The 18,990-nt window shown below is 37.6% G+C and carries 15 protein-coding genes; 14 read left to right on the forward strand and 1 reads right to left on the reverse strand.

From position 1 onward, the window contains the following. The first annotated feature begins 12 nt into the window (after window positions 1-12). The 7 genes from IGJ53_RS03680 (at window position 13) to IGJ53_RS03710 (ending at window position 9,210) form a co-directional block, all read left to right on the forward strand. On the forward strand, window positions 13-1,539 hold the full coding sequence (locus IGJ53_RS03680; RefSeq protein ID WP_259741728.1) for a helix-turn-helix domain-containing protein: 1,527 nt from the start codon (window positions 13-15) through the stop codon (window positions 1,537-1,539). Beyond that, window positions 1,536-2,900: an NAD(P)/FAD-dependent oxidoreductase gene (locus IGJ53_RS03685; RefSeq protein ID WP_259741729.1), complete on the forward strand. Its 1,365-nt coding sequence runs from the start codon at window positions 1,536-1,538 to the stop codon at window positions 2,898-2,900. The genes IGJ53_RS03680 and IGJ53_RS03685 overlap by 4 nt, the downstream gene beginning before the upstream one ends. 197 nt (window positions 2,901-3,097) lie before the next feature. Then, a complete protein-coding gene (locus tag IGJ53_RS03690; protein WP_010732097.1) occupies window positions 3,098-4,168 on the forward strand; it encodes an ABC transporter permease in 1,071 nt (356 codons plus the stop codon). Between the two features lie 14 nt (window positions 4,169-4,182). Beyond that, window positions 4,183-4,851 carry an ABC transporter ATP-binding protein gene (locus IGJ53_RS03695; RefSeq protein WP_002308499.1) on the forward strand — a complete coding sequence of 223 codons (669 nt, stop codon included), beginning with the start codon at window positions 4,183-4,185 and terminating at the stop codon, window positions 4,849-4,851. 19 nt (window positions 4,852-4,870) lie between these two features. Next, the gene (locus IGJ53_RS03700) at window positions 4,871-5,449 is read left to right on the forward strand and encodes a TetR/AcrR family transcriptional regulator (protein ID WP_002373166.1); all 579 of its coding nucleotides are present in this window, start codon (window positions 4,871-4,873) and stop codon (window positions 5,447-5,449) included. Window positions 5,450-5,881: 432 nt separating this feature from the next. After that, on the forward strand, window positions 5,882-8,173 hold the full coding sequence (locus tag IGJ53_RS03705; protein ID WP_438749597.1) for a glycosyl hydrolase family 18 protein: 2,292 nt from the start codon (window positions 5,882-5,884) through the stop codon (window positions 8,171-8,173). Window positions 8,174-8,295: 122 nt separating this feature from the next. Beyond that, entirely contained in the window at window positions 8,296-9,210 is a 915-nt protein-coding gene (locus IGJ53_RS03710; RefSeq protein WP_259741731.1) for an N-acetylmuramoyl-L-alanine amidase family protein, read from the forward strand. 416 nt (window positions 9,211-9,626) lie between these two features. On the opposite strand, the gene rnhC is transcribed toward IGJ53_RS03710, so the two are convergent. After that, window positions 9,627-10,544, reverse strand: a complete 918-nt coding sequence (gene rnhC / locus IGJ53_RS03715) for a ribonuclease HIII (RefSeq protein ID WP_259742331.1) — start codon at window positions 10,542-10,544, stop codon at window positions 9,627-9,629. Window positions 10,545-10,745: 201 nt separating this feature from the next. On the opposite strand from rnhC, the gene zapA reads away from it, so the two are divergent. The 7 genes from zapA (at window position 10,746) to IGJ53_RS03750 (ending at window position 18,951) form a co-directional block, all read left to right on the forward strand. Further along, window positions 10,746-11,183: a cell division protein ZapA gene (gene zapA / locus IGJ53_RS03720; RefSeq protein ID WP_010732101.1), complete on the forward strand. Its 438-nt coding sequence runs from the start codon at window positions 10,746-10,748 to the stop codon at window positions 11,181-11,183. A gap of 57 nt (window positions 11,184-11,240) precedes the next feature. Then, window positions 11,241-11,789 carry a CvpA family protein gene (locus IGJ53_RS03725; RefSeq protein WP_002333754.1) on the forward strand — a complete coding sequence of 183 codons (549 nt, stop codon included), beginning with the start codon at window positions 11,241-11,243 and terminating at the stop codon, window positions 11,787-11,789. A gap of 142 nt (window positions 11,790-11,931) precedes the next feature. After that, window positions 11,932-14,292: an endonuclease MutS2 gene (locus IGJ53_RS03730; RefSeq protein WP_438749600.1), complete on the forward strand. Its 2,361-nt coding sequence runs from the start codon at window positions 11,932-11,934 to the stop codon at window positions 14,290-14,292. 86 nt (window positions 14,293-14,378) lie between these two features. Beyond that, the gene (trxA, locus tag IGJ53_RS03735; RefSeq protein WP_002290803.1) at window positions 14,379-14,693 is read left to right on the forward strand and encodes a thioredoxin; all 315 of its coding nucleotides are present in this window, start codon (window positions 14,379-14,381) and stop codon (window positions 14,691-14,693) included. A gap of 181 nt (window positions 14,694-14,874) precedes the next feature. After that, window positions 14,875-16,653 (forward strand): excinuclease ABC subunit UvrC, encoded by a 1,779-nt coding sequence (gene uvrC / locus IGJ53_RS03740; RefSeq protein ID WP_259742329.1) that lies wholly within the window; start codon window positions 14,875-14,877, stop codon window positions 16,651-16,653. Between the two features lie 143 nt (window positions 16,654-16,796). Then, complete coding sequence (locus tag IGJ53_RS03745) at window positions 16,797-17,696, forward strand: ABC transporter ATP-binding protein (RefSeq protein ID WP_438749603.1); 900 nt, start codon at window positions 16,797-16,799, stop codon at window positions 17,694-17,696. Beyond that, window positions 17,689-18,951: an ABC transporter permease gene (locus tag IGJ53_RS03750; protein ID WP_002373772.1), complete on the forward strand. Its 1,263-nt coding sequence runs from the start codon at window positions 17,689-17,691 to the stop codon at window positions 18,949-18,951. The genes IGJ53_RS03745 and IGJ53_RS03750 overlap by 8 nt, the downstream gene beginning before the upstream one ends. The last annotated feature ends 39 nt before the right edge of the window (window positions 18,952-18,990 follow it).

The following is an 18,990-nucleotide window of genomic DNA, read 5'->3' on the forward strand; positions in this document are numbered from 1 at the left end:
TTAAAATCAGAAATGCTTGGAGGAGTGGACTTGGAACTTTTCAGTTTGCTTGAAAAAAATGAACAACGGCAAATCAAACTTTTTCAACTTTTATTAGAGGAAAAAGGAGAGATCTCTGTTAATAACGTACTTGCCCGCTTATCAATCGATCGGTCTACCTTGAAAGAAGATTTATTTTATTTACAAACTAGCTTGGAAAACATCGAACAACTGGAAATCGTTATTCAAGAAGGAAATATTTTATTGATCAGACATGGCAATATAGCAGCTATCGATGTTTATTATCATTGCTACTTGCGCTATTCTACAAAATATCAAATCCTTCTTTATCTGTTAGAATATGGCTCATTTGATCGGCAGAAACTTGTGATGGAACTTAATATCAGTTCGGCTACTTTGTCGCGTAGAGTGAAGGAATTAAATGATTCTTTAAAAGAGTTTCATTTGAAAATAAAAAGCGGGCGTTTGACTGGCCCAGAAAATCAAATCCGCTATTTCTATTTTCAATTATTTTGGTTTGGTCGTCCCTACCTTGAAAATAAAAAAGAATACAGCGATTTATCAGGAAACACTTTTTTAGATCTGCTACAAAAAGAGTTCAGTTTCGCCATTACAGAAGAAGGACGACTGAAATTTGAAATATGGCTTTCCATTATGAAGAAACGGATGCGCTGTACGAAAAAAGCCAAACCAGATTATAGTAATCTTCCTGTTGGATTGTTTCAAACAACACAATTTTTATTGGAGCTCCATACATTTTTGACCCGCTATTTCTTTCAATATGCCTTTCCTTGGGACCAAAACGAAACGTTGGTTTTTTATCTTTTCATGATCAGTAACTTTACATTAGATACACATAATTCACATGTTCAGGAATTTTTGATAAGCGAAAAATACAAAGATGACGTAGTGGCTCAATTGAATCGAACGTTTAAACAATCGATAGAAGAATATTTTTCTTTCTATGCTTTTCCAGAAGAGATTTCGCAAAAGATTGCGTTGACAGTGATGCAAAATCACGCTCATTTTGCCTATTTTAGAGGATGGATGAATATTTTTGGTCAAGAAGGATTGAAACAACGGTTAACTGAAGTAGAAGATAAACAATTCCTTGTTTTATGTGAAAGGCTGGTCAGACAAACATTTGCTATTGTAGATTTTACTGAAGCAGACGAGGAAAATGCCCGTTTTGAATTATTTGCTCGCTATGCATCTATTTTACGAACGCTAATCAAGCAATTGGAATTGCGTTTGCAAATTGCTTATGATCTTCCTTACGAAAGGCTAATGGCGGATATCGTGAAAGAAATCATTCAAGAACAGTTGTTGAATACGATCAAATATGATTTAGTCGAATACGAGAAAGACAAGCAATATGATGTCATTTTGACTAGCCAATTGAAAGAATACCCGTCACAGAAGTCCGCTAAAGTTTTTGTATTTACGAGTAATGAATTTAACTATGATTTTCCCTATTTGAACCAATTTTTAAAAGAATGCTATTTAGAAAAATTGAATTTAAGGATGAATAAAACATGAAAATCGTGATTATTGGTGCTTCCCATGCAGGCATCACCGCTGCCCTAAATCTACGAAAACTTCAACCGGAAGCAGAAGTTCTGTTGATCGATGAAGATCACAAAGATGGGTTAGGCTATGTTTCAAATGGGATCAATCTTTATTTAAAAGGAAAGATACATAGTTTAGCTGAAGCTGCCAACAACGAGCGGATTCTTCAAGCAAGTGGTGCAAAACTGATCACGGAATGGAGAGTAACTGAACTTGATCCAGACAAACATCAGCTCATCCTCACTTCTGAGGAAGGAAAAAAAGAAACCCTAACCTATGATAAACTAATCGTGGCAACAGGTTCATCTCCTGCCACTTTATATAAACAAATTGAAGCTGAAAATGTCTATACCTATAAAAATCTAGTGCAATCTAAACAAGTACTTGCCGCTTTGAAAGAAGCAAAAGAAGTAGTGATTTTTGGTGCTGGTTATATTGGGTTAGAATTAGCAGATGCTTTGAGAAATAAGGGACATATGATTCATTTAGTTGATTACATGCCGAATGTTTTATCAAGATATTTCGATAAAGATATGATTGGCAGTTTTCAAAATCAGCTAAAAACCAAGCAAATCAACTTTCATCCAAATGAATTTTTGATTGATTGGAAAAAATCAGGAGAAGAAGTAGTATCCGTACAACTTTTGTCTCAAACACTGAAGGCAGATATCGTCATTTTTTCTGCTCAAACTCGTCCAAATACGTCATTGTTAAAAGACAAAGTGGCATTGTATGAGGACGACACTGTGATGGTCAATGAATACCTGCAGACAAGTGATTCGGATATCTATGCGATTGGCGATATCGTTCCAGTCAGTTTTGACAAGAATGAACGGCATCTCTTTTTGCCCTTAGTTACTCGAGCTGTACATATGGCGAGAGCGGTAGCGTTGACTTTGTGCGAGCAGCCGACTGCTTATGATCTCAAACAAAAGATAACAGCAACGGTCATTACCGATTACTTTTTAGGAACTGTTGGGTTGACAGAAGACGAAGCACCATTTTTGGAACAAAGTGCCTGTTCTTGTTCAGGAGAGTTTGACCTATTTCCACAATACTATGAAGAAAATAAAACAGTAAATGCAAAGCTGATCTATCATCCAGATACATTAGAAATAATTGGCGGACAGCTGATAAGCAAAGAATTTTTATTATCAGATTTGAACTTGCTTGCTGATATCGTGAAACAAAAAACCACGATTCCACAGTTAGCAGTTGAAAACTTTGGATTTTTGGCTGAATATACCCCACGCTTTCACTATCTCAATGAGTTAGCTTTTAAAGTACTAGCTAAGAGAGCAAATCGCAATAGAGTAGAAAAAAGATCGTGAGAAACATCACGGTCTTTTATTATGTGAAATGCTATTTTTATAATAAAAAAACTGAAAAATACTGACTAAAAAGCGTTTAGACATCATAAGGAGATATAATAAAAAAGCGAAAATGTATTTTGAGCATAATATTCGCCAAAAATTTATCAAGTGATAAAATTATTGTATAAAATAATTATTTCAAGAGGAGGAATTAAATGTTTTTAGCATTAAATGAAATTATGCATTCAAAGTTACGTTACGCATTAGTTGCAGGGGTGATGTTTTTAATCGCCTACTTGGTATTTTTTTTGACCGGGTTAGCCTATGGCTTAGCTCAAGACAATCGAACGGCGGTTGACAAGTGGGAGGCAGATTCGATCGTTCTTTCGAAAGATGCAAATTCAAATCTAGGGATGTCCATGATTACTAAGAAGACCGCAGAAGAAGTCGAAGGTGGGAAAGTGGCGTATCTTGCCCAAACTCCTGGAGTCGTGACTAGTAAAGACAGTACAGAAGAAGGAAAAATCAATGTTAGCTTCTTTGGTATCGATAAAAATCAGTTCATCATGCCGAATCTTGTTGAAGGAAAAGCTTTTAATAACGATGATGAGGCAATAGGCGATATTAGCCTGAAGGAAGAATATGGTCTAGCCGTAGGAGATACGGTTAAGTTATCTGGTAGTGATAAGACGTTTAAACTAACTGGTTTTACGGATCATGCCAAGTTTAATGTTTCACCGGTTCTTTATACGACCATCAATGCTTACCAACAAATCCGTTTCGAAAAAGAAGACACAAGTGAGAATGCACGGATCAATGCAATAGTTGTCAGAGGAAAAATCAACGATTTACCTGAAGACTTGGAACAGATCAAAATTTCTAAATTCATCAATGAATTACCTGGATACAATGCACAAGTATTGACTTTTGGGTTTATGATTGGCTTTTTGATTGTTATTGCAGCTATCGTGATCGGGATTTTTATTTATGTACTGACGATGCAAAAAATCAATATCTTTGGTGTAATGAAAGCCCAAGGAATCACGGGAGGATTTATTGCACGCTCTGTAGTGGCACAAACATTCATTTTATCCTTTGTTGGTATTCTTCTTGGTCTAGTGGGAACAGTGGGAACATCTCTTGTTCTACCTGATGCGGTTCCATTCCAAAGCAATTGGCTATTTTTTGGCGTCATTAGCTTGTTGATGTTGGTAGTGGCTGTGTTAGGCGCACTATTTTCTGTTCGGACGATCGTGAAAATCGATCCGCTGAAGGCCATTGGATAAGAAGGAGGAAGAACATGAAAGCAATAGAATTTAAAGAAGTAGAAAAAAGTTTCCAAGATGGCGACCAAGTAGTAAAAGCATTGAAAGAAACAACAATGAGTATCGATAAAGGGGAATTTGTTGCAATCATCGGTCCTTCTGGTTCAGGAAAAAGTACCTTTTTGACTTTAGCAGGCGGATTGCAGACGCCTAGCAGCGGCTCTGTATTTATCAATGATCAGGAATTCAGTAATCAAAAAGAAAGCGAACGTGTTAAACTCCGCTTCAAAGAAATTGGTTTTATTTTGCAGGCATCAAATCTGGTTCCTTTTCTGACAGTAAAAAAGCAGTTGTTATTAGTAGATAAAATCAAACATGAACGTCGGCAAAAAGAAGCAAAAGAATTATTTGAGCAGCTTGGCGTGGATAAGCTGATCAACAAGTATCCAGAAGAACTATCTGGTGGTGAAAGACAAAGGGTGGCAATTGCTCGTGCATTGTACAATGATCCGTCTATTATTCTAGCAGATGAACCAACTGCCAGTTTGGATTCAGAAAAGGCAAGAGAAGTAGTCGATATTTTGGCAAAAGAATCAAAAGAAAAAAATAAAGCAACGATCATGGTGACGCACGACACACGGTTGATTGACAAATGCGATAGAATATTTATGATGGAGGATGGTGTATTGAAAGAAAAAGAATAACCAAAAAGTAGGTGGAAAAATGGTCCATCGATACAATAAAGACACGCAACAAAAAATTTTAAAAGAAGCGACTGACTTGTTCATGTCCAAGGGCTATCTCGGTACTTCAACAAGAGAGATCGCACAAAAAGTTGGGATCACCCAGCCCAATCTTTATCACTATTTTGGTGATAAAGAAAAGTTATATACAGCAGTATTAGAAAAGCACTTAGAAGATGTTGGGAAAGCGTTGAGAGAAATCGTCCAAACAAGCGAAACGAGATTTCAAGTGACGTTGACAAAAATGGCTCAATTTTTGATTGAGACGCATCTTGTTGATTTATTTCTGATGCTTCACGACCTTGAAAGCAATCTTTCCAGTGAAACGAGAGATCATCTTTTCTTTCTATGGAAGAAAAATTATCGTGAACCATTTGAAGAAATTTTTTCAACAAACCAATCCGTGTTAAGAAGTGGGATTTCCAAAGAAATTGCAGCAAGGCATTTTTTCTTAGTGTTGGCACCGTACATCACTCGATCAAAAAGACCTGTAGAAGAACCGCTGAATGTGGCACAATTGATCGATTTATATTTGAATGGTGTGTTAGGACAAACGTAAAGCTGTTATATGTGGAGAAAAATAGTTAGGTAAAGAAACAAGATATGACGAAAATCGTTGTATCTTGTTTCTTTTTTATACGGCTAGTTTTTCATGCATAAAACTTTGTTATTCTCTCATAATTATCAAGGAATATTTTATTTATTATTTCATTCTAATTGAATCGTTATCAAAAGAGATTTAACCAAAATGTAGTTTTTATTTACTTATAAATAACGAAAAAAATATAAAAGAAAACGTTTGCAAATAGAATCTCAGGATGTTATTGTTTATTTGTAATTATAAAGTCAATGTTTCTGGTGCGTTTGTTCTGTTGGAGATCTAGGGGGTGTTTTTATTTAATAACGTAAATAATTAATTATTTGTAGAATGAAAGAAACTATTTATTTGGTGGATGAATCACAACGAATAGACAAAAGGAGGCTTCAAAATATGTCAAAAATGAAAAAAATCAGTTTAGCCGTAATGTTATTTTCTTCGGTGATGTCTGTCACATCTCCGTTATTAGGACAAAAAGACTCTGTCTATGCCGAAGAAACAGCTCAAGTTGTTCAAGCAAAAGAATACCGGAATGTCATGTATTATGGAGATTGGTCCATCTGGGATGGTGAAGGAAAATTTCTTCCTCAAGATATTCCAGCGGATCAGCTAACACATTTGAACTTTGCCTTCTTAGATTTTGATAGCGAGGGGAATCTGAAATTTACAGATAAAGATGCTGCTGTAGGTGCCTCTTTAGAACAACCTGGTGTAGGATGGAACACACCAAGTTCTGGGATTTTGAATGCAATCCAAGATTTACGCGGCAAAAATAAAAATCTAAAAATAGGCGTATCTTTAGGTGGATGGTCAAAATCAGGAGACTTTTCAGAAGTGGCAGCTGATCCAGTAAAACGTAAAAATCTAGTAGAAAATATCACGAAATTTATTAAGTATACCAATATGGATTTTGTCGATGTCGATTGGGAATATCCAGCTGATGTCCGTCAGCCAGATCTAGTAGATAATGTAAACGATGAAGGAACACCACATGCAAAACCGGAAGATAAAGAGAATTACATCACGCTTTTAAAAGAGATTCGCGAGTCAATTGATCAACAAGGAGAAAAGTTAGGGAAAACATATGAATTATCTGTAGCGCTTCCTTCTTCCAGAGAAAAATTAAATGATGGGATTGACATTCCTAAATTATTCTCTGTGGTAGATTTTGCCAATATCATGACCTATGATTTGAATGGGGCATGGAGTCCAAACAGTGCTCACCATACGGCACTTTATGGCAATCCAGCTGATCCTAATTATGAAGAAGGTCTTTCTGTCGATCAGACAGTCAAATTTTTACAAAAAGAAGGAGCTCCTTCCGACAAAATCGTGATTGGTGCAGCTTTTTATACACGCGGCTGGCATGAGGTAGAAAGCGGGGATAACAAAGAGCTACCTGGTTTGTTCCAATCAGCAAAAGCAAGCAACCAAGATGCCAATCAAACACCTTCTTACGGTGCCAAAAACAAAAACGATCTTGTTTCAGGAAATGGTGGTAGAGCTGGTGGCGTCTGGCCTTATCGGAATATCGCTGATTTGATTGATCAAACAGCAGACTTAAAAGAATATTGGGATGATGTAGCGAGAGCACCTTATATGTACAGTAAAACAACAGGAGAATTCTTTACTTATGACAATGTCAAATCTGTCAGCTACAAAGCAGAATATGTAAAAGAAAATGAATTAGGTGGAGTAATCTCCTGGATGCAATCACAAGATAAGGAAACCAACAGTAGTAAGAGAGACGAGCTGACTAATGCGATCAAACAAGGATTATTCGGTGACGAAAAGCTGTCAGAACAAGAAATAGTTTCCTCCCCGTTAGCGATTGATGTAGATATTTCTACTTATAGTGAATATGGTGCGAATGGTTATAACATCACTATCAAGAACAACGAGCAGCTTAACGAAACTTCTAGTGTATTGAGTGCAGTGGAATTAGCCCAAGAAACAATCAAATTCCCTAAACTATATATTCCAATCCATTCAGCTGAAAGCCTAAGTGCCGGAGATTACAAAGCTGGAACAGTAACGATAGAAAATGGATATGTCGTGATTGATTTAGCTTCTGTATATGACGGTAAACATATCGAGCCAGATGCTTCTTATGAATTTAGATTAAGATCAAGTGATGAGAATCCAACAGTCGATCGAATTGGCCATATTGCGTTAGTCCAAAGAATCGGAGATGAAGGAGCGGAAATCAATCGGCAAGTCATCTATGGAAAAGAACTGATACCGGATCCATCCGATACGCAACCCCCATCTGTACCCGAAAATCTAGCTGTTTCAGATATTCAAGGAACACAAGTTACTTTGAGTTGGGAAGAATCAACAGACAATAATCAGGTGGCAGGTTATTACATCTATCGTGATGGTCAGCGTACAGCACAAACAGCTCATACTCGATATACAGATACAGGTTTGGAGACAAATACACCGTACACTTATACAGTCAGTGCATTTGACGCTTCTGGAAATGTATCTGAGAAAAGCTTGCCGATAACGATCACAACGAAAAGCGAAGACCCTGCTCCAGGATACGAAGAATGGCACCCAGAAAAAGCTTATGTCAAGGGAGACATCGTCACTTATCAAGGCAAAGTTTATCAGGCAAAGTGGTGGAATCAAGGGGAAGAACCAGGTTCTAATGAGTGGGGCGCATGGGAACTGATTGGTTAAATTTGCTGTTTATTTGAAAACACGGGGCTGTGACAAAACGTTTGTCGCAGCTCCTTTTTTGCGTACTTAAGCTGATTTTAAGTTTTGACCCTTAGTCTGGATCTACGAGGTGAGAGTCAAGAATGAAAAAAATAATTGGAGCTTTTGTATGTGCAATCATTATCATTATTATCTGTTTTCAAATAGATGTTTTTGGTCAAAAAAAGATAGTTGGGCAAACGGTCAGCAGTACGAACAGTACGGTTACAAAGACAAAGGAATCATCTGATGACACAGAACAAGAGACATTAGTCAAAATCGGAAAAAATGACCGTACACTATATACAGATGACTCGCTAACTACCCCATTAGCAACTATAAACGGCGGAGAACTGACGGAGTTTCTTTCCGAAACAAAAAATGCTTATCAGATTAAGACAAATGATGGCTATACTGGATATTTAGCCCTCGAAGATGGAACCAAAGTCACAAAGAATATACAAACAAAACCGAAAGAGTTATCTGATGCAGTGATTGTATTAGATCCTGGGCATGGCGGAAATGATACTGGGGCATTAAGCAATGATGAACAAACAGAAGAAAAGGACATAACATTAAGTACAGCCATAAAAGTAAAAAAGGCGCTAGAGGATGCTGGAGCAACGGTTTATTTGACCCACACTACAGATGAATTAGTACAGCTTGGAGATATATGCGACTACAGTGAAGTAAAAAAGGCAGATGTCTTTATCAGTTTACACGCAGACTCTACGGAATATGCGAATGAAGCAACTGGGATCACGACATATTATTACTATGGACAAGAGGAAACATTAGCTCAAACAATCGCTGATTCCTTCACTGATCTGCCTCTGGATTCAAGAGGAATCTCCACTGGGAACTATCAAGTTCTTCGAGAAAATCTTCAACCTTCTATTTTAATCGAGATGGGTTATATGAATAATGATGGTGATTTAGAGGAATTAGTAACAGACAGTTATCAGCAGCAAATCGCTGCAAGTTTGACAGAAGCATTGTCCACTTATTTTCAGCAATAAATAAGGAAAGAGGTTGTGACAGAAGTGGTCAGCTTCAAGAAATAAGAAGGAATTTACGAAAATTGCTTCTCAAATTTTTGTGAAATTTCGGCTTATTTTTCGAAGAAGCTACTTCTGGAACACCGTTTAAGAAAGAGGTTGTGAGCCTGCCGTTCAGCTCCGAGTCACAAGAAGCAATTTCAAAAAACAGCTTCTCATGTTTGATGAATATTGTGACTTGTGACCGAGGAGTTGGCAGGAGAACACCGTTTAAGGAAGAGGTTGTGAAATCAGCGTTTTGACCTGAGTATTAGAGAAACAAACGGAAAAATAGCTCCTCATATTTTGCCGTTTGTTGAGCTAATACCGAGGGTCAGATGATTGAACACCGTTGATTCGGAATAAGGGACTGTGACACATTTTTTGTCACAGTTCTTTTATTTTTTTAGTAGCTTCAACGCTTTTTCTGTATTGGCAAAGTGAAGTTTGGCATATTTTTCAAGCATAGGCATGCCGCCTTTTTCTAATAGTTTTGCCGCTATTTGATCAGATTTCGTTCCAGCTCCTGAGGGAAGGGTGATTCCAGCTTCAGCTGATGCTTTGTCTAACTCTTCTAAAAAGCTGGCACGACTGATGATAGAAGCAGCAGCAACAGCTAAATGATATTGTTCTCCTTTAGTAACGAAATACAGTTTTTCTTGCAAGTGATTTTTTTCTAAACGCGCATATTTTTTAAAATTTGCTTCTGGCGTAAACTGATCGATCAAAATCGCTTCTGGTTTTTCTGGTGCGATTTTTTTTAGCAGCAAATGGATTGCTTGATTATGCAAAGCGACTTTCATCCGAACGGCATTGTATTTTGGCTGGATCTCATTGTATTTTTCTGGGGGCAAGACAAGTAGTTTGTAAGGGATAGTTTCTTTTAAGATATCAGCAAGTTGGATGATTTGGCTATCTTTTAACTCTTTTGAATCTCGAACACCAAGTTTACGTAATTCTGCAAGCTGATCACGTTTCACATAAGCAGCACATACTGTTAGTGGACCGAAATAGCTGCCATTTCCGACTTCATCGCTACCTAAAACGGATAATTGACTGATATTTTTTGGCAAAGAAGAGACCGTTCTTGCTGGTTTGGCCTGTTTATCCTGTGCCTGTCCCCAGCGCTGAGCTTCCGTTTCTGCGTTTGCCCCCTGGAACATCACTTTTCCTGATGTGTAAGCAGTGATGGTCGTCCCGTCTTTTTTTGCAGCAAAGATAGTATAAGGAATCTGTTTATTTAACAAATAAGAGCGATAGTATGCTTTCATTTGACTAAGTTGGTCGTTCGTTGCTTTGATAATGACGTTGCTCATAAAATTCTCCTCGTTTTTATACATAAATCTATACCGCAACTCCTGACTTTTCGTTTTCTAAGAGGTTGCGAGACATAGCATTTTTTTAAAGTTTATCATATAATAGTTAAGTATGTGAAAAATATTTGTGGAGAACGGTGAAAGAACCAACTTCATGGTACACTAAATAAAACTTTCATCAAATAGGAGGAAATGATTCGTATGGCGCACGAAAAAACACGCTACAAAGCAGTGATTGCCAACCAAACATATACTATTATCGGACGGGAAACCAAGCATCATATGGATATCGTAACGAAGCTGATCAATGAGCAGTTAGCAGAATTGAAACAATTATCACCACAAATGGATAATGAACAAGCAGCGATCTTGATGGCTGTCAATGCGCTTTCGGATCAATTGAAGAAACAAGAAAGAATCTTGGAACTAGAAGAAGAAACAGCAGAATTAAAGAAAAAAATGATCAAATTTACAGAGCTTGAAAATCGCGTAAAACGCATGGAAGCAATCGAGAATGAAGCTCGAGAAGTACTGAAAGAAAATGGTCAAGCAGATCATACTATTAAAAATCATGTGGAAGCACAACAGATTTTAAATGAAAAACGAAAAGGACAAATCAAACAAAAATCTTCTAATTAAGATCCTTTTATCAAAATAAGAAAAATTTAAAAAAGTTAGAAGAGAAAGGAACGTAGCATGCTGAGTTTGCTGATTTTATTTTTATTGCTAATCGCGTTTTTTTCTGGAGCACGTCGCGGGTTTGCTTTACAAGTCATATTCGCAATCGGATATGTGTTGTCATTTATTGCTGCCCAGCATTTTTACAAACCATTAGCAAGTCATTTGGAATTATACATTCCATACCCAGCTGTCACCCCGACATCAAAATTAGCATTTTTTGATCAAGTATTTGCCTTTCACCTAGATGAAGCTTTTTATGCAGGAACGGCTTTTCTGATCATTTTGCTGATTGGCTGGCTGATCACCCGATTTGTGGGGGTCTTTGTCCATGGATTGACATATGTGCCGATCTTGAGACAGGTAGACTGGATTGCAGGAGGCATCCTGTCACTAATCATGGCTTACGTTACTATATTTTTGATTTTGCAGTTACTTGCCTTTGTTCCATTAGATGTGGTCCAAAATCAATTCGGCGAGCATAGTTTCGCTCGTTTTATCGTTGAGAGAACGCCCTTTCTTACCAACAAGATGTATGAGCTTTGGGTAACGAATATTTTGAATTAAGGAAAATAGGGCTAGAAAATATTTTTTAAGAAAAACTTTTACAAGAATGTTTTGTTTTTTGTACACAGTAGTTTATTTAAGAAGGCTGCGCAACGTATGTCCGGCACAGCCCTTTTTTCATAGTGAAAGATAAGGTGATAAAATGAATAACCGAATCCTTGAAACATTGGAATTTGAAAAAGTCAAACAAATGGTCAAACAATTTGTAGTGACTGCACAAGGAAAAGAAGAACTGGCAGAATTGGTACCAGTGAGCGAGAAACAAACGATCACAGAATGGCTTCAAGAAACTGAGGATGGGTTGAAAGTACAACGTCTGCGAGGCGGGATTCCTATACCAAAACTTGAAAATATCCGCCCTCATATGAAAAGGATCGAAATCGGGGCAGACTTGAATGGAGTGGAGCTTGCACAAGTTTCCAGAGTGTTATCTACGACAAGTGAATTGCATCGGTTCATTGATGATCTTTCTGACAGTGAAATCGAATTTGCGCGTTTGTATATGTGGGCAGATCAGCTAGTCACGATTCCTGTTTTAAGTCGCCGTTTAAAGGAAGCAATTGATGAAGACGGACGCGTGACCGATGATGCTTCTCCTGAGCTAAAAATCATAAGACAGAACATTCGTCGAAGTGAACAAGCTGTTCGTGAACAGTTAGACGGAATCGTCCGCGGGAAGAACGCAAAATATTTGAGTGATGCAATCATCACCATGCGAAATGACCGCTACGTTATCCCAGTCAAACAAGAATACCGCGGTGTATTTGGCGGTGTAGTCCACGATCAAAGTGCTTCAGGACAGACTTTATTTATTGAACCAAAACAAGTGGTGGATTTGAATAATCGTTTGCGTCAATACCAAATCGCTGAACGAAATGAGATTCAACGTATTTTAAGTGAACTTTCTGCAGAACTTGTTCCACATCGTCAAGAAATCATCCACAATGCTTATGTGATTGGTAAAATGGACCTGATGAATGCAAAAGCACGATTTGGTAAAGAAGTAAAAGCCATCGTGCCGGGAATCAGTGAGGACAATCATGTCGTCTTGAAACAAGCAAGACATCCGCTGATTGATCAGGAAAAAGTAGTTCCTAATGACATCGCAATTGGAAAAGACTATCAAGCCATCGTCATTACAGGACCTAATACAGGTGGGAAAACGATCACGTTGAAGACTTTAGGTCTGTTACAGCTGATGGGGCAAGCAGGGTTGCCGATTCCTGCAGGAGAAGAAAGCCAAATCGGTATTTTTGAAGAAGTATTTGCGGATATAGGTGACGAACAATCGATTGAGCAAAGTCTATCGACCTTTTCTTCTCATATGACGAACACCGTAGATATTTTATCAAAAGTCAATGAAAAAAGTCTGGTACTATTTGACGAGCTTGGTGCAGGAACAGATCCACAAGAAGGTGCGGCTCTAGCCATCGCAATCTTAGATGATCTTGGTAAAAAGTCTGCTTATGTGATGGCAACTACGCACTATCCTGAATTGAAAGTTTATGGATACAATCGGGCAAATACGATTAATGCCAGCATGGAGTTCGATGTGGATACACTAAGTCCAACGTATCGTTTACTGATCGGTGTGCCTGGACGAAGCAATGCGTTTGAAATCTCCAGCCGATTAGGCCTTGATACAGATGTTATTAATGAAGCAAAGCAGTTGATGAATGATGAGAGCCAAGATTTAAATGAAATGATCACAGATTTAGAGAATCGCCGGAAAATGGCAGAGACTGAATATCTGGAAATGCGTCATTTTGTTTCTGAAGCACAAGAACTTCATAATGATTTGAAAGAAGCTTACAGCTATTTCTTTGAAGAACGTGAAAAAGAAATAGAGAAAGCAAAGAAAAAAGCAAATGAAGTCGTGTCAGAGGCGGAAGAAAAAGCAGAAAAAATCATTGCTGATATTCGTAAAATGCAACAGCAGATCGGGCAAGGAAATGTGAAAGAGCATCAGTTGATCGATGCAAAGACCCAATTAGCAAATCTACATCAAGAAGAAACATTGAAGAAAAATAAAGTATTGAAGAAGGCGAAAGAACAAAAAACATTGAAACCGGGAGACGAAGTGTTGGTTACGACTTACGGCCAAAGAGGAACGCTTTTACGTAAAAACGGGAATCAGTGGCAAGTAGAAATCGGTATACTAAAAATGAATGTGTCAGAAGACGAACTGACGCCTGTTGCTCCTCAAAAAGAGCCGACACAACGAGTTGTCCATGCTGTACGCTCTGAATCTAGCAGTCATGTGCCGAATCAATTGGATCTTCGAGGAAAACGATATGAGGAAGCGCTAAGTGAAGTAGATCAATATTTGGATTCTGCCATCCTAGCAGGTTATCCTCAAGTGACTATTGTCCACGGAAAGGGGACAGGCGCACTTCGCAAGGGAATTACTGATTATCTTAAAAACCATCGGAGCGTCAAAAGCTTTGAGTTTGCACCGGCAAATCAAGGCGGAAATGGTGCAACAATTGTTAAATTTAAGTAAAACTTACTAAAGGTAAGCAGATGGTTCGCTATCCAAGGATAGAAATGCTATACTGGTCATAGATTTTAAAAATGGAGGTCTTTGATATGTCACAAGTAATTACAGATAAGACATTTAACGAAGAAACAGACAAAGGACTTGTATTAATTGATTTTTGGGCAACTTGGTGTGGTCCATGTCGTATGCAAGCACCGATTTTGGATCAATTGGAACAAGAATATGATGAAGAAGAATTCAGAATTGCTAAAATGGATGTGGATGAAAATCCAGAAACTCCTCAACAATTCGGAATCATGAGTATTCCAACATTAATGTTGAAAAAAGATGGTCAAGTAGTAGAAAAAGCTGTTGGTGTTCATTCAAAAGAACAACTACGTCAAATGATCGATCAATATTTATAAAAGCTTAAAGCAAAAATAAGCTGAGGATGGGACTGAATTCAGTTCCGTCCTCGGTTTTTTTGCGGTTGAGTTAAGGTTATTCAAATTAACATTTTTTGAGTATAATTACGTTGTCAGGCTGGATTGTTTTTTTGACAGTCATGCTATAATAACTTTAATTGAATATGAAGGGGAGTACCAGATGAACGAACGAATCAAAAACAAACTAGCTTTACTTCCTGATCAGCCCGGCTGTTACTTGATGAAAGATAAAAATGGAACGATCATTTATGTCGGAAAAGCCAAAATATTGAAAAATCGCGTCCGCTCATATTTTACTGGCAGCCATAATACGAAAACGGAACGGCTTGTTAGTGAAATTGAAGACTTTGAATACATCGTTACAGAATCGAATATAGAAGCTTTGCTCTTAGAAATCAATCTGATAAAGAAAAATGATCCTAAATACAATATTATGTTAAAGGATGATAAAACCTATCCTTTCCTTAAGATAACGAATGAAAAATATCCCCGTTTGGTGATTACTCGCAAAGTACTAAAAGACAAAGCACTGTATTTTGGACCATATCCCGATGTCGGTGCGGCGAATGAGACAAAGAAGATCCTCGACCGATTATTCCCTCTGAGAAAATGCAAACCTAGTCAGACGAAGGAGCCTTGTCTTTACTATCATTTGGGGCAATGTCTGTGTCCTTATTATTTCGACGTAGATCCGAAAGTCTATACGAAAATCGTTGATGAAGTGAAAAACTTTTTAAACGGAGGACACGAAAAAATCGAGTCAGAGATCCATCAGAAAATGGAGAAAGCTGCTGAAAACATGGAATTTGAAAAAGCCGCAGAATACCGAGACCAGATCCGTGCTATCGAAACAATCATGACTCGCCAAAAAATGACAAATACTGATTTACTGGATCGAGATGTATTTGGTTATGCGATTGATAAAGGCTGGATGTGTGTCCAAGTGTTTTTTGTAAGACAAGGAAAGTTAATTGAACGAGATGTTTCAATGTTTCCTTTCTATAACGAAGCAGAAGAAGATTTTTTGACTTATATTGGCCAGTTTTATCAGGAAAATGAACATTTCATTCCTAAAGAAGTCTTGATTCCTGATACAATCGACAAGCCAAGTGTAGAAGCTTTGTTGGATACGAAGGTTCTACAACCGAAACGAGGCGAAAAGAAAAAATTAGTGGAATTGGCGAATAAGAATGCCTCAGTTGCTTTGAATGAACGATTTGATCTGATTGCTAGAAAGCAGGAACGGACGATCGGAGCAGTTGAACGTTTAGGAAACGCAATGAATATCCCGACCCCAATACGCATCGAATCTTTTGATAACTCCAATATCATGGGAACGAATCCTGTGGCTGCGATGGTCGTATTCATTGATGGAAAACCAGCAAGAAAAGAATATCGGAAATATAAAATAAAAACAGTCAACGGACCCGATGATTATGCATCGATGAGAGAAGTCATCTATCGCAGATATTCACGAGTGATTCGTGAAGGATTGCCTTTACCTGATTTAATCTTGATCGATGGAGGAAAAGGACAAGTCGATGTAGCAAAAGATGTCTTAGAAAATCAATTAGGAATCGATATTCCTATTGCTGGTATGGCAAAAAACGATAAACATAAAACAAATGAGTTGCTATTCGGTACAGATTTGGCTGTAGTACCACTTGAGCGAAATTCACCTGAGTTTTTCTTGCTCCAGCGGGTCCAAGATGAAGTCCATCGATTCGCGATCACTTTCCATCGGCAGCTGCGTAGTAAAAACAGTTTTGCTTCCCGATTAGACGAAATCGAAGGGCTAGGACCGAAACGAAAAAAAATGTTGCTTAAAGAGTTCAAATCATTGAAAAATATCACAGCAGCTACGATAGAAGAATTACAAGAAATCGGACTACCGAAAAATGTCGCACAAAGCGTATTTGATAAATTACATCAGGAATGAGAAAAGGGCACTTTACAAAGAAAGTAAAGTGTCCTATCATTTTATTTACAACAACAAGAGGGTATATGTTTTGTTGGTAAATAATAAATCGCTTACATCCGGTGTCTTAGGATATATGGATTTATTGAAGAAGGAGTGAAGAAATGTTAGAAGTCAAGGATCTTGTTAAAACTTTTGGGAACTACACAGCTGTCGATCATGTCTCTTTCCAAATCCCAGACGGAAAAATCATGGGGCTGATTGGTCAAAACGGTGCTGGTAAGACAACGACTTTTCGTTTGATCTTGGATTTTTTGACACAAGACCAAGGAGAAGTGTTATGGAATGGTCATCATCTTGGGGAGAAAGATTATGATATCATCGGTTATCTTCCAGAAGAACGAGGACTTTATCCAAAAGTAACGATTCAAGACCAACTGCTTTATTTTGCAGAACTTAGAGGGAAATCAAGAAAAGAAATTGAACCAAAAATCGATTTTTGGATGGAAAAATTTCAGGTAAAAGGGAAAAAGACGGATAAAGTAAAATCTTTGTCTAAAGGGAATCAGCAAAAAGTCCAGCTCATCGCCACATTGATCCATGAACCTAAATTGATCATTTTGGATGAACCATTTAGCGGGTTAGATCCAGTAAACGCGGAATTACTGAAAGATGGAATATTGGAATTGAAAAAACACGGTTCGTGTGTCATTTTTTCTAGCCATAATATGGATAATGTAGAAAAAATCTGCGATCATTTGATCATGCTGCGAAACGGAAAAATGGTTTTGAATGGAAAAGTCCATGAAATCCGTGAATCATTTGGCCGTACGAAGTTATTCTTGGAATCTGGGTTAAGCCAACAGGAAGTAAAAGAAATCGAAGGCGTGAAAAAAGTGATCCTTCGTGAGGATAATACGTTAGAGATCACATTAGAGGATCCTGAAGCAGGGAAAGAAATCTTTACTCGTGCGACTCAATTCGGTTATATCCCTATGTTCAACCAGCAACCGCCAACTTTGGAAGAAATTTTCAAATTGAAAGCAGGTGAAATCGATGCGTAAGTTTTGGATTATTACTAAAGATGTCTATTTAAAAAATGTCAAGTCGATTTCTTTCTTGATTATGATATTAGTCCCTTTCATCATGCTAGGTATTATTTATGTAGCAGGAAACTTTGCCCAGCAAAATAGTGATGTCAATAAAATCGGCGTATTGGCTGATAATGAACAAATCAGTCAGCAAATGAGCCAAGTCAAAACAGATGATTTTGAGTTCAAAGCAGTGGATTCTGAAGAAAACGCACAAAAAGACCTTTCGAAAGAAAAAATTGATGCTTATTTAGTAGTCACAACTGATAAAGATAAGGTAAATGGGACGCTTTATAGCGAAAATTCATTGGGACAAAGTACACAACTGCTGATACAACAACAATTGACTGGCTTGCAATCAATGATTCGAGCAAGTGAATTAGGCATTTCTCCAGAAGAAGTGGCAAGTTTGAGCCAACAGGCAAGTTTAACTCGACAAAAAGTCAACTTTGATTCAAAAGGAAAAATGTCGGTAGGAGAAGATAATTCGACAGTCCAATATGTTGTCAGCTATGTGGCGACGATTGTCTTGTTCATTATCATTCTGACTTATGCACAAATCATTGCACAAGAGATTGCTTCTGAAAAAGGCACGCGGATCATGGAAGTGATCCTGTCCAGTACGACTGCACAAAAGCATTTTTACGGAAAACTAACTGGTGTTTTACTTGTTGCATTAACGCAAATGGCATTATACGGCATTATTTTTGGTGTAGGATACAATCAATTCAAAGATATGGAAATGGTCAAGAATATATTAGACGGTATCTCATTGGATAACTTGATTGGACCATTCTTGTGGTATTCTCTTCTATTTATGATCTTTGGCATTTTGATTTTTTCTGTTTTGGCAGCTTTATGTGGCTCTTTGGTCAACAAAGCAGAAGATACAGCAAAAGCAATTTTGCCAGTGACTTATTTATCTTTAGGCGGATACATGCTTGGGTTGATATTAGGTGCGTCAGATCCAAATAATATCGTTATTCGGATCACTTCGTATATTCCATTCCTATCTTCTTATATTATGCCGGTTCGCTTGGCAAATGAGACAGTCGGTATGGGTGGAGCATTGATTTCCTTGTTGGTACTTGTAGCCGTGACATTCTTATTGATGATTTTGTCTGCAAACATGTACAAATCGAATGTACTCGTTTATAGCGAAGGCGGATTATGGAGTTCATTGAAACAATCGATTTCAATTATGAGAAATGAACGAAAAAAAGCATAAAATATAGAAAAATATAGAAGGAAGCTGGACATTTATTGT

Source organism: Enterococcus sp. DIV1283b (genome assembly GCF_051710965.1).
GTDB classification, from domain to species: Bacteria; Bacillota; Bacilli; order Lactobacillales; family Enterococcaceae; genus Enterococcus_B; species Enterococcus_B lactis.